General features: G+C 46.8%; 7 protein-coding genes. All 7 read left to right on the forward strand.

Going from position 1 to position 13,982, the window contains the following annotated elements:
- The first annotated feature begins 157 nt into the window (after window positions 1-157).
- The 7 genes from ACYVE4_RS11725 (at window position 158) to ACYVE4_RS11755 (ending at window position 13,955) form a co-directional block, all read left to right on the forward strand.
- Window positions 158-1,915: a phospho-sugar mutase gene (locus ACYVE4_RS11725; RefSeq protein WP_461040043.1), complete on the forward strand. Its 1,758-nt coding sequence runs from the start codon at window positions 158-160 to the stop codon at window positions 1,913-1,915.
- A 200-nt stretch (window positions 1,916-2,115) separates the two neighbouring features.
- Window positions 2,116-5,394: a SusC/RagA family TonB-linked outer membrane protein gene (locus ACYVE4_RS11730; RefSeq protein ID WP_461040045.1), complete on the forward strand. Its 3,279-nt coding sequence runs from the start codon at window positions 2,116-2,118 to the stop codon at window positions 5,392-5,394.
- Window positions 5,395-5,421: 27 nt separating this feature from the next.
- Window positions 5,422-7,128: a RagB/SusD family nutrient uptake outer membrane protein gene (locus ACYVE4_RS11735; RefSeq protein WP_461040046.1), complete on the forward strand. Its 1,707-nt coding sequence runs from the start codon at window positions 5,422-5,424 to the stop codon at window positions 7,126-7,128.
- Between the two features lie 353 nt (window positions 7,129-7,481).
- Window positions 7,482-10,682, forward strand: a complete 3,201-nt coding sequence (locus ACYVE4_RS11740; protein WP_461040048.1) for a SusC/RagA family TonB-linked outer membrane protein — start codon at window positions 7,482-7,484, stop codon at window positions 10,680-10,682.
- A gap of 6 nt (window positions 10,683-10,688) precedes the next feature.
- On the forward strand, window positions 10,689-12,071 hold the full coding sequence (locus ACYVE4_RS11745) for a RagB/SusD family nutrient uptake outer membrane protein (RefSeq protein ID WP_461040049.1): 1,383 nt from the start codon (window positions 10,689-10,691) through the stop codon (window positions 12,069-12,071).
- A 180-nt stretch (window positions 12,072-12,251) separates the two neighbouring features.
- On the forward strand, window positions 12,252-12,671 hold the full coding sequence (gene tsaE / locus ACYVE4_RS11750; protein ID WP_461040051.1) for a tRNA (adenosine(37)-N6)-threonylcarbamoyltransferase complex ATPase subunit type 1 TsaE: 420 nt from the start codon (window positions 12,252-12,254) through the stop codon (window positions 12,669-12,671).
- Between the two features lie 72 nt (window positions 12,672-12,743).
- The gene (locus ACYVE4_RS11755; protein WP_461040053.1) at window positions 12,744-13,955 is read left to right on the forward strand and encodes an alanine dehydrogenase; all 1,212 of its coding nucleotides are present in this window, start codon (window positions 12,744-12,746) and stop codon (window positions 13,953-13,955) included.
- Window positions 13,956-13,982 lie beyond the last annotated feature (27 nt).

A 13,982-nucleotide genomic window follows, 5' to 3' on the forward strand; every position in this document is an offset into this window, starting at 1 on the left:
CCTCCAGAATCTACTCGCTTCATTTGGTGGTCAGTAAGGTAATTGTAATTTTGGCGGACTATTAAAAATTCTAACTTATTTCTGAAAAGTACGTTTTTCAGAGATGTAAGCTTCCCAGTCCAATTTCTAATTAACCAAAGTTTAGGATATCACACATATGGCAACAGCCCTTGACTCCCCTACCCAGGAACGCGTTGATAAATGGCTTAGTGGCAACTACGATGCTGCGACCAAAGAATCCATTCAACACCTGATCGATTCTGGAAATATTACCGAATTAACCGACTCCTTTTATCGCGATCTTGAATTTGGCACCGGCGGCTTACGCGGCATTTTGGGCGTCGGTTCTAATCGGATGAATCGCTATACAGTTGGGGCGGCTACGCAGGGGCTTTCCAATTACATTAACGCTGCGTTTCCCGGCCAGGATGTTAGTGTTGCGATTGCGCACGACAGCCGCCGGATGAGCCCGGAGTTTGCCAGATTAGCTGCCGATATTTTTTCGGCTAACGGTATCAAAGTTTATCTGTTCAGCAGCCTGCGTCCAACGCCGGAGCTTTCGTTTGCCATTCGCCAGTTAGGTTGCCAGAGTGGGATTGTGGTGACGGCTTCGCATAATCCGCCCGAGTACAATGGCTATAAAGTGTATTGGAACGACGGTGGTCAAGTAGTGGCTCCGCACGACAAAGGGATCATTGGCGAAGTAAACAAAGTTACGTCTGTTGACGATATTAAGTTTTTGGGCATCCCCGAACGCATTACCCTGATCGACGAAGAGATCGATGCGCCTTATGTGGAGCGGGTTAAATCGAACGCTGTTAATCCCCAAGTTATTAAAGATCAGGCTAACCTGAACATCGTCTACACACCGATTCACGGAACGGGAATCACGCTTGTTCCCCGCGTTCTGGATGCGCTGGGTTTTAACAACGTACACATTGTCGAGCAGCAGGCTACGCCCGATGGGAATTTCCCGACCGTAAAATCGCCTAATCCAGAAGAACGGGCGGCTATGCAGTTGGCGCTGGATTTAGCCCTTTCTATCAACGCCGATCTGGTAATGGCTACCGATCCCGATGCTGACCGAGTTGGCGCAGGTGCTCGAAATCATCACGGCGAGTTTGAGTTGCTGAATGGCAACCAGATGGCCAGTCTGATTATTTATTACCTGCTAAATGCCTGGAAAGAGGCAGGTAAACTAACGGGCAAAGAGTTTGTCGCCAAAACTATCGTGACTACGGATCTGATCGATCAGATGTGTAAGAATTACGGCGTTACCTGCTACAACACACTGACCGGCTTTAAATACATTGCCGAAGTAATTCGCGAACTTGAAGGCAAGGAAAAATTCATTGGTGGTGGTGAAGAAAGCTACGGATACCTCATCGGCGATTTCGTCCGCGATAAAGATGCAATTGCGAGTTGCGCGATTATCGCCGAACTAACTGCCTACGCCAAAGATCAGGGAAAGAGCCTGTTCGACATGCTAATGGCGATGTACATGGAAAACGGTTTCTACTACGAAGCCCTCGTTTCGCTGACGAAGAAAGGGAAATCAGGTGCCGAAGAAATTCAGCAAATGATGGCCGATTTCAGAGCGAATCCGCCAAAGAGCATTGCCGGCTCGCCCGTAGTTCGTGTTGATGACTACAAAGCCTTAACTCGCCTAGATGCTACGTCGGGGCAGACATCGGCTATCGAAGCGGGCAAGATGGGCATCGAATCTTCCAACGTACTCCAATTCTTTACCGAAGATGGCACAAAAGTATCAGCACGTCCATCTGGAACGGAGCCGAAAATCAAATTCTATGTCAGCGTTCGCGAACCTCTGGCCAGCAAAGAAGCCTTCGATGATACCTACGCTCAGTTGAAACAGAAAGTACAAAAAGTTATTGATGAACTACAGTTAAAATAAACCGAACTATTATTCATCTAGCTTAATTAAGCTCATTTTTCATCAGGGGTCCGCTTGTACAAACAGGCGGGCCTTTTTTATGCTCATTATTTATTATCAAAGATTAAATAGGAGTTAATTAGAAAAAGTCACCCTTCACCTTTTAAGGATAATTACCTACGTATAACTATTACTTTTTCCAATTAATCACTCTTAACAGTATGACAATCAATTTACTTAAGAAAGTGCGCTGTTTATGCCCACTACTTGTACTGAGCTGGCTCTTATGCGTAAGTGCCATGGCCCAAGATCGCACCATAACGGGTCGTATTACAGATGGAACCGACAATAATGCCATTCCTGGCGCGAACGTGGTCGTGAAAGGGACACAAACCGGGGTAGTAACAGATGCAAACGGGCAATTTTCACTAAATGTGGCTACAGGTCGTAACATCCTGACCGTATCGGCAATTGGTTTTGTGGCGCAGGAAGTAACGATCGGAAACCGAACTACGATCAACATAGCTCTGGTAGCGGATATTAAAACGCTGAACGAAGTTGTAGTAACAGGCTATGGGGCACAGGCAAAACGCGACATCACCGGGGCTGTTGCCACAGTTGATATGAAAGAAGCGCTGAAAGTACCATCGGCCAACGTCGCACAGGCATTACAGGGACGCGTAGCTGGGGTAACAGTTGGTAACGATAACTCACCAGGTGGTGGCGTGATGGTTCGGATTCGCGGTTTTGGTACGATCAATGATAACTCCCCTCTTTATGTAATCGATGGCGTTCCTACCAAGGGCAACCTGAACACCTTGAACCCAAACGATATTGAAAGCTTACAAGTACTAAAAGATGCCTCCGCTGCGTCGATCTACGGATCTCGGGCAGGTAACGGCGTTGTCATTATTACGACTAAGAAAGGGAAAGCTGGTAAGCCAAAATTGACGTATGATGCTTATTATGGCATTGCTCGTCCAGGCAAATTCCCTGAACTGGTTAATACACAGGACTTTGCAAGCCTGATCTGGGAATCTCGCCGGAACGCTGGTAACCTGGTGAACGGAAATCCGAAACACGCTCAGTTTGGTAACGGCGCAACACCTGTCATTCCAGATTACATCTTTCCCGATGGCGCAATGGAAGGCGATCCTCGCTTGGCAAAAGATGCGAGCGGTAACTATACCAATTACAGCACCGATGTAGACAATGCCAATTTTCGCGTCAATAAGTGGCTGATTACAAAAGCGAATAAGGAAGGTACAAACTGGTTTGATGAAATTTTCTCCACAGCCCCAATCCAGAATCATCAGATTGGCGTAACGGGAGGTAACGAAGGTGGTCGCTATGCAATGTCGGCGAACTACTTCAGCCAGGACGGGATCATGAAATACACCTGGTATAAGCGGTACTCCATCCGAGCGAATACCGAATTCAACGTAACCAAGCGGATTCGGGTTGGCGAAAACATACAATTTGCTTATGGCGAACGTGTTGGTGGTACGAACTCTACCCAGAGTGCTACGGCCAACAACAACGAAAGCAACGCCATTTCGATGGCCTACCGGATTCAGCCGCTTATTCCGGTTTATGACGTGGCCGGTAATTTCGCTGGAACGAAAGGTGGTGACCTTGATAATGCTCGTAACCCAGTTGCCCTGCTGTATCGTAACAAGGATAACGTCGGTAAAGAATTGAGATTTTTTGGAAACGCCTATGCAGAAGTAGACATCCTGAAAAATCTGACGGCGAAAACGAGCTTCGGGATCGATTACAATACCTACAACATCCGGGCTTATACCCCGCGAGATATCGAATCTTCGGAAGCAGCCACAGCCAATTCCATGTTTACCCGCAATGAAATAGGCTACACCTGGACTTGGTATAACACGCTGACATACAATGGTGAAATTGGCTCTTCAATTCGCTATAACGTACTCGTGGGAACGGAATCTATCAAAAACAATTTTGAATTTTTCCGGGCTGACCGCTCCCGATTTGCCAACGACGATCTGTACAACCGCTATCTGGACGCCGGTAACGCTGGTACTCAAACGAACACGGGTGGTGGGTCTGACTGGAAGTTAGCCTCTGAATTTGCGAAAGCTAGCTTTTCCTTCTTCGACAAGTATCTTCTCGATGGAACGATTCGCCGAGACCGTTCATCACGATTTGCTGCTGCTAATCGCGTTGCGTATTTCCCCGCTGTATCAGCAGGCTGGCGCGTTTCTCAGGAAGATTTCCTGAAGCAGGTTACCTGGATCAATGACCTGAAATTTCGGGCAGCCTACGGTCAGACTGGTAACCAGGAAATCGGTAACTACAACCCTTATCTCATTTACGGAACAGGCCCAACCGTTTCGTTCTATGATTTGAACGGTTCGCGAACATCTTCGCTGCAAGGTTATGAGCTCCAGCAGTTTGGTAATCCAAACGCAAAATGGGAAACAACAACGTCAGTCGATTTGGGTATCGATGCATCGCTCTTTAAAGGTAAACTGGATCTGACTTTCGATTGGTTTAATCGGGTTACGTCTGATGCGCTGTTCCCAGTTGAAGTTCAGTTCACTCAGGGTCAGGCTACTAACCCCTTTCAGAACATTGCATCGTTCCGAAATCGAGGGATTGAATTGGGCTTAAATCATAGCGGAAAACTGATGAATGGCGACTTTACGTATAGCATTGGTGCCAATATTTCGACATATCGTAACCTGGTAACCCGAACGGATGGTAACCCTAGTACGCAATATTTCGGCTTTACGCCCCGGATTCCGGCCATGACCGTTACCCAGCAGGATTATCCAATTTCGTCTTTCTTTGGCTATGTGATCGATGGCATTTTCCAGACAGATGAAGAAGCGTCGAAAGCCGCTGTGCAGTTTGGTGGCGGGTTGAATAACAAAGCTGGTCAGTTCCACTTCCGGGACTTGAACGGCGATGGAATCATCAATGCTAGCGATCGGCAGGTAATTGGTAACCCGCACCCAAAAATGGCGTACGGCCTGAACCTGAATGTCGGGTATAAAAACTTTAACCTGACCGTATTCGGGCAAGGTGTTTACGGCAACCAGATTTTCAACTACAACCGTTACTGGACTGACTTCCAAACATTTGGTGGTGTTCGCAGTAAACGTATGTGGGAAGATTCGTGGCGCCCTGGCAAAACTGATGCAAAATTGCCACAGCTACGTTCGAACGACAATATCAGTTCCAACCCATCGACGTATTATCTGGAACCCGGTTCGTATCTGCGGATGAAAAATATCCAGCTTTCGTACAATCTGCCCCGCCCGTTACTCTCCAAACTGGGCCTAAGCAATGCAATGGTATATATCCAGGGCCAGAACCTGTTTACCGTAACGAATTATACGGGCTTAGATCCTGAAATCAACCTGCGCGATTCAGGGGGCACGGGTAATGACCGTCACATTGGCGTTGACGAGGGAGCTTACCCTGTGTCGAAAACAATGTTAGTTGGTCTAAATCTGGCATTCTAATCAACCCATTAATCTTTTTAAAAGGTCATGAAAAAAACAATTATATGGGCTGCGTTCTTAACAATCGGATCGCTGACAGCCTGCAAGGATAGTTTCCTGGATGTGCAACCCAAAGCTGTACTAAGCCCTTCCAGTTTTTATAATGCTACGGGCGTCAACTACCTGTTAGTCGGCGCTTATTCGCTCCTCGATGGATGGGGTTCTGGAGGTACTTCCTATCACTCAGCTGCCGACAATTGGGTATTTGGTGCCGTAGCCGCGGATGATGCCTACAAAGGGTCAACAACGGGTGACCAGCCTGATATTTCCTATATTGAATACAAAAGTATTCAGCCCGACAATGGCTATTTCCGGGGAAAATGGCGGGTTTGTTACGATGGTGTAGCTCGGTCAAACGATGTATTGCAGGCACTCGCCCAAACGAAAGATATGTCTGATGCAGATAAGCTTCAGGTTACAGCACAAGTTCGCTTTCTGCGGGGCCATTACCATTTTGAAGCCAAGAAAATGTTCAATATGGTGCCGTACATCGATGAAAAGATCTACAATCCGACGGATTTGAACAGCACCAAAGTCCCTAATGACAAGGACATCTGGCCAAATATCGAAGCGGATTTAAAGTTCGCCTACGAAAACCTTCCCGCCAAACAATCACAGGTCGGACGGCCAACTAAATGGGCTGCGGCTGGCATGCTGGCAAAAGCGTATGTTTTCCAGAAGAAATGGGCTGATGCCAAACCGTTGCTGGAAGCGATTGTGGCTAGTGGGCAATATAAGTTGATGGATAGATACCACGACAACCATAAGACGACGACGAACAATAATGCAGAATCTATTTTCGAGATTCAGTTCTCGGTAAACGACGGTACAGGCGAAAACGGTAACAACGGCGATGTATTAAACTACCCTTACGGTGGGCCGACAACCTGCTGCGGATTCTTCCAGCCTTCGCAAAATCTGGTCAATGCCTTCCAAACAGATGCCAATGGACTACCATTGATGGATACGTTCAACAATACCGACGTTTCCAACGACCAGGGATTAGAATCGACGCAACCCTTTACGCCGTATGCCGGACGGCTCGATCCACGGCTGGACTGGACAGTTGGCCGTCGGGGTATTCCATACCTGGATTGGGGATTAATGCCTGGCAAAGCCTGGGTACGCGACCAGGGAAATGGTGGGCCTTATGAGCCGAAGAAACACTTATTTTACCGGACAGATGTTGGTACGAACACATTTGCCAGCAACAACCGCCTGACCGCCAATAACTATCGCATTCTTCGATTAGCCCATGTGTATCTGTGGCTGGCTGAAGTTGAAATGGAAATTGGAAGTCTGGAAAAAGCTCGCGAGTACGTTAATATTATCCGTAAACGTGCAGCTAATCCAGACGGTTTCGTGAAAATGGACAATGGTTCGCCAGCTGCCAACTATGTAATTGGCCAGTATACCACGGCCTGGACGGATAAAGAAGCTGCTCGTAAAGCTATTCAGTTTGAAAACCGGCTGGAGTTTGGAATGGAGGGACACCGATTCTTTGATCTTGTCCGCTGGGGTATTGCCGCCGAAACGCTCAATGCCTATATGGCGAAAGAATCAAATATGCGTACCTACTTCAAAGGGGCTACGTTTGTAAAAGGCAAGCACGAATATTATCCGATTCCGTTGCAGGAAATCCTCAATAGTAAAGTAAATGGCCAAGCAACGCTAAAACAGAATCCGGGGTATTGATAGGTACGATTTACAGATTACGGTTTACGATTTCTTCGACACTGTCAACGAATCGGGAATCGTTACTCTACTAGTGAAAAACCAGTATAAATGGTCAATGGGCGCAGTTGCCTATTGACCATTTTTTTGTATCAAAATCGCTACTAATCGATCAAAAAGTGGCTACTATTTAATCAATTCTACTGTTTCACACATTTTTCACTCCTCTCCATCCTAAATATCCTAAAATTAGTAACATTCGCCTAGCGATTAAGTAAACTATTCAGCAATATGTGGATTCGTACGACTGAATTATATGCTAACTTGCTCGTAATTCAGTCGCTTTTATTTCAACCTGTTTTAATCACTACTATATGACTAACTCACTACCCAACCCCTTTCGAGGTTTGTATCGATTCTGGCGCCCCTTCTGTCTGCTGTTTTTACTCAGTCAGATAAGCTATGCGCAAACACTAATTACGGGTACTGTAAAAGACGCTGCTAATGGTGATGCGTTGGCCGGTACAACTGTTCAGGTGAAAGGCACAAACGTAGGTGCTACAAGTGATGCGCAAGGGAAGTATCAATTGAGTCTGCCAAACGGGGCGAAAACGCTTGTCTTTTCCTTTATCGGTTACCAACCTTTAGAAGTGGCCATCGGTAATCGAAGCGTTGTTGACGTTCAGCTGACTGCAACCGACAATGCATTAAGTGAAGTCGTTGTTGTTGGGTATGGCGTTCAGAATAAACGTGATATAACAACAGCCATTGGCTCAGTAAAAGCAAAGGACTTAGCCAATCAGCCCGTCGCCAGTTTCGATCAGGCATTGGCGGCTAAAATTGCGGGTGTACAGGTTTCACAAACGTCGGGTGCTCCAGGTGCAGGGCTATCCATTCGGGTGCGAGGTACGGGTTCCATTAGTGCCGGTAACGATCCATTGTATGTAATTGACGGCGTTCCGCTCTCGCGCGATACCAAATACGCGACCGGAAGTACAAATACGCAATTCCCCGACAACCCGATCAATGTAATGAGCACCATCAATACCGATGATATTGAAAGTATTGAGGTATTGAAAGATGCATCAGCCTCAGCTATTTATGGCTCTCGTGGCTCCAATGGCGTTGTACTCATTACAACAAAACGGGGTAAGGAGGGCAAAACGCTTATTAGCCTTGATTCCTATGTAGGCGTTCAGAATGTGTCGAAAAAAATCGATATGGTGAATGCTTATGAATATGCTCAGCTTAGCTACGAAGCCAAAAACAATGCCTATATCGATCGCAACCCAACCGGAAAACCAACCGATTCAAACGATGTTCGGAACAGGGGTGTGGGAGCTCCTAGTACGTTGATTCAACCAGAAATTCTGCCTTATCTATCCGGTCAGCCTGGCCTGACGAATACAGATTGGCAGGATGCCATTTTCCGTTCAGCGCCCATCCAGAATCATACATTATCGATTTCTGGCGGCAAGGACAACGTGAAGTTTTATGTTTCAGGCAATTTTCTCAATCAGCGTGGAGTTGTTATCAATTCGGGTTTCAAACGGTACGGAGCACGAGCCAATGTCGAAGTGAAAAGCGGTCGGTTAACGGCGGGAATTAATCTCAACCCGACCTATTCGTATCACGATCTGATCAAGGCAGAAGGCCCTTATCTGGGCGAAGGAGTAGTTGGATTAGCGCTGCAAATGCCGCCAATTTTCCCGGTATACAACACCGACGGCTCCTATAACTGGACAGGTAATGCCTGGGGGTATGGCGCTACATCGATTCTGAATCCGGTGGCTATCGCTGATCAGGTAAGTGATAAGATGAGCCAGATTCGCTTGCTGGGCAACGTTTATGCACAGTACGAAATTCTAAAAGGATTATCCTATCGACTGAGTTTAGGAACGGATATTAATAGTTTTCAGCGCGATTACTACCGTCCGTCAACCCTCGAAATTCGCGATCGGAAAGGGGCATCGGTACCAACGGGTTTCTCACGGGCGCAAAACTTCGTTGATTGGCTCGTCGAACATACACTGAATTACAATCGGTCAATTGGCGATCATAACTTTTCAGTCTTAGCTGGTTTCTCATCACAAAAAGACCGGCGAACATCCAACGAATTAACGGCTAGTAACTTCCCGAATGACCTGGTTTACACCCTTAACGCCGGTCAGGTAACATCCGGCAGCTCCGATATTCAGGAATGGTCCTTGTTGTCTTATCTGGGTCGGGTGCAGTACGATTATGCGGGCAAATATTTGCTATCGGGTGCCATCCGGGCAGATGGTTCGTCGCGATTCGGGCGCGATAATCGGTGGGGTTATTTCCCCTCGGTATCAGCCGGTTGGAATATATCGCAGGAATCTTTTTTAAAATCGGTCAACTGGCTAAGCGATCTTAAACTTCGGGCCAGCTATGGTTTGACAGGAAACTTCCAGATTCCAAACTATGGCTCGGTCAGTTTGCTAAGTTATCAAAACTACATTCTTGGGCCAGAAACCGTGGTCAGTGGCTTAGCGCCGAGCAATTCAGCCAACGATAAGCTGAAATGGGAAAAAACGGCGATGCTCGACATTGGTTTCGACGTAACATTCCTGCGAAATCGCCTGAATCTGACCATCGATTATTATAATGCCAACACCTCCGACTTACTGCTGAACGTACCCGTTCCCCGTGCTTCCGGTTTTAGTACGGAATTGCAGAATATTGGAAAAGTTAACAATCAGGGATTTGAGTTTACACTCGGCACTCGCCAGGACTTCGGTCGTTTCCACTGGGAAGCCAGTGCTAATTTGGCAACAAACCGTAATAAAGTACTCGCTCTTGGACCTTCCGGCGATCCGATCATTGCGGTTGGCGGTGTTGCGGGAGCGCAATTTATTACTCAGATCGGCCGACCAATTGGTGAATATTACACCATGATTTACGACGGTGTCTTTAAAACCCAGGCCGAAATAGATGCTTATCCGCACACCTCAACTACCCGTCCCGGCGACTTTAAATTCATCGATAACAACGGCGATGGAAAAATTGATTTCAGCAGTGACCGAGCCATTACAGGTAGCTACTTTCCTAAGTACACCTTTGGCTTTACCAACAGTTTCGCCTATCGAGGTTTCGATCTGAGTTTTGCCATTCAGGGCGTTCAGGGACATAAAATCCTGAATCTGATCCGCCGGTACATTTACAATATGGAAGGCAATGGAAACCTGTTTAAAGGTGCTCTTAACCGCTGGCAATCGGCAGATAATCCGGGTAATGGACTGGTTAACAGAGCGAACCGACTTGCTTCAGGATCAAACGGCGAGATTTCTACCTGGCACATTGAAGATGGTTCTTACGTGCGGATTCGTACCATTACCTTGGGGTATGCACTCCCTACGGCACTCTTACAACGACTGCATCTGAGCCGTGCCCGAATCTACGCTACGGTGCAAAACCCGTTTACTTTCACCAAGTATCTTGGCTTTAACCCAGAAGTCAACAGTCGCCCAGACAGCGCTCTTTCGTCGGGCGAAGACTACGGCACCTATCCCCTGCCCCGTACAACTTCTGTTGGTATCAACCTTTCGTTTTAATTCGCTATGAAAACAATATATATAGCCATTGCCATTCTGCTGGTCGCATCGGCCTGTCAGAAAGATTTTCTGGAACTCAAACCACAGTCGCAGGCAAACGTCGATAATTTTTATAAAACGGCTAACGATTTTGGCAATGCCGTGAATGGGGCTTACGATGCGCTTCAGAATGCCAGCCAATACGGTGGCGATTTTAATACACTGATCGAAGCTCGGGGAGATAATGTACTCGATAACGATCCATCGTCGAACGCTGGCCTTCGTTACAACATCGATCAGTTTATCGAACCGACCACCAATACGATCTTACGTGATACCTGGGGGAGCCTATATACGGGCATTAATCGCTGCAACCTGATTCTGGATAAGATTGATGCTGTAACTATGGATGCCGCGTTGAAAGCCCGATACAAAGGCGAAGCACAATTCATTCGGGCTTTATCTTATTTCAATCTGGTTCGGCTTTGGGGGAAAGTGCCCCTTGTGTTGAAAGCTGGCTCTACAAGTGACGCTCGTTCATATAAGCGCAACGAAATCACGGAAATTTATACAGCTATTGAAAAAGACCTGACGGATGCAGCTGCCGGATTACCCGCCAGTTATATGGGCGCAGACATCAGTAGAGCTACGTCAGGAGCGGCTAAAGGTTTACTAGGTAAAGTCTATATAACGGAGAAGAAATATGATCTGGCAGTTGCGGCCTTGAAAGATTTGGCTACCGGAACAACCTATCAATTGCTACCTAATATTGCCGATGTGTTTTTGCCAACCAATAAGAATAACGCAGAACTACTGTTTGCAGTCAAATTCAAGAAAGGCGGAACCATTGGCGAAGGTCACGGATTGTGGTTTGGAACCAGTATTGGCGATAATATTGAACCATCACTTCGATCAGCTTACACCCCTGAAGATAAACGCCTTCCACTAACCGTACGGGTTCCGATTCCGAATAACATCAATGCGATTCCCCGAAAATTCTATGATGACATTTCGTCAACGAACGACGTTGGCAATGATTTCCCTGTATTGCGTTACGCAGATATTCTTTTGCTGTATGCTGAAGCGTTAAATGAAGTAAGCTATCAGGCTGACGGTGATGCCTTTAAGGCGCTGAACCGCGTCCGGACTCGCGCGGGTGTTACGAATTACACCAGTGCTCAACTGGCGACCAAAGAAGCATTCCGAACAGCGGTTATCAATGAACGTCGATTGGAATTAGCGCTAGAAAGTGACCGCTGGTTCGATTTAGTACGAACTGGGACTGCGGTAGCTGCTTTAAAAGCTACGAATGTTGCGATGCCTGCCTATCGGACGGTGTATCCAATTCCACAATCCGAAATTGACGTGTATAATAACAAAACTAATTTTCCTCAAAATGATGGCTACTAGAGGGTAGACTCCCGAAAATCGATAGCAATTTGGGAAAACGGCAAGGCGTCTGCAAGTCAACAGTAAACGCCTTGCCGTTTTACTCATTAGGTAAAGTCTACTATATAGTAAGTATTCGCGACAAACGAACTGGATAGACCAAAATTCCGTAGCTTTGCAGGCTATTTAGGAATAAAGCGAATGACCGTACATGCTGCCCATCTTGATGAGCTTTCTACTGTGGCCCACCATCTATTGGCCGACGGCAGAAAACTATCGGTTTGGCTATTCGAAGGTGAAATGGGCGTAGGTAAAACTACTCTAATTAAAGAACTTTGCCGGGCGCTGGGTGTTATCAGCACAGTACAGAGCCCAACCTTTTCAATAGTCAACGAATACACAACCCACGAAGGACACTCAGTATATCATTTCGACTGTTATCGTCTTCGCAATGAGGCAGAAGCGCTGGATATTGGTATTGAAGAATACTTTGATTCAGGTAATTATTGTTTTATAGAATGGCCCGAACGCATCACGTCGTTATGGCCAGCCACGTATTATCGAGTTCATCTGTCAACCGACCCAGACGGACGGCGGACGATAGAAACAAAACAAGTTTAATGTTTCAGGTTTCAAGTTTAATGTCCTCTCCAAAACCTGAAACATTAAACTTGAAACATTATACTGCATTTGATGACTGGATTTGAGGAATTGGCCAAACAAACGGCCCTATATCCGAAAGAAGCTCCGCTAGCGGTAAAGACGAGTCGAAGTGGGCTTCTCATCGGTCTACCCAAAGAGGTATCGTTTCAGGAGAACCGGATTGCGCTGACGCCCGAAGCTGTGGCTATTCTGGTTCGCAACGGTCATGAAGTTATCGTTGAACAGGGTGCTGGCGAGAAGGCTAAATTTCCGGATAGTGAATATAGTGAGGCTGGGGCTCAAATCGCCAAATCACCGAAAGAAGTATACGAGGCCAATCTGATCCTGAAAATTGAACCGCTCGTCGACGAAGAATTCGAGCATATTCAATCGGGTAGTACGGTCATTTCGGCACTCAATCTACCTTCGCATGATCGTGCTTATTTTGAGAAAATCAATGCCAAAAATCTAACGGCATTCGGCTATGAATACATTGAAGATCAGGCCGGTGGATTGCCAGTAATTCGCTCGATGAGTGAAATTGCCGGAAGTATCGTCATGCTCATTGCGGGCGAGTACCTAAGCAACGCAGCCAACGGGCGGGGAATTATTCTGGGCGGAATTACAGGCGTACCTCCTACAAAAGTTGTGATGCTAGGCGCAGGCACTGTTACCGAGTACGCGATGCGTATAGCACTAGGAATGGGCGCTGAAGTTAAAGTATTCGATAAGCATCTCTACAAATTACAACGGCTTAAATACGCTGTTGGTCAACACGTTTACACGTCCATTATTGATTCTGATACGTTAGCTGAAGCCGTTCAACGGGCCGATGTCGTCATTGGTGCCATGCGAGCCGAAGATGGGTTGAGCCCCGTTGTTGTGACGGAAGAAATGGTTGGGCGAATGAAGCCCGAATCCGTCATTATTGATGTCTCAATTGACCAGGGGGGTAACTTTGAAACATCCCGCATGACGACGCATAAAAAGCCGTCTTACAAGCACATGGGTGTTATTCACTACTGCGTTCCAAACATCGCTGCCCGTGTAGCGCACACAGCGAGTATGGCCTTGAGTAATATTTTCCTACCCTTTCTTCTGCAAACGGGGACGACAGGCGGTATTGAGCAAATGATGTATGCGAACCGTTGGTTTATGAAAGGTGTTTACACTCATAAGGGAACGCTCACCAATGCGTACATCGCCCGCAAGTTCAATATGCGTTTTAAAGACCTGGATCTCTTGCTGGCCGCCCGGTTTTAATTTGTTTCAAGTCTTGGTTTCATGTTA

Source organism: Spirosoma harenae (assembly GCF_054776975.1).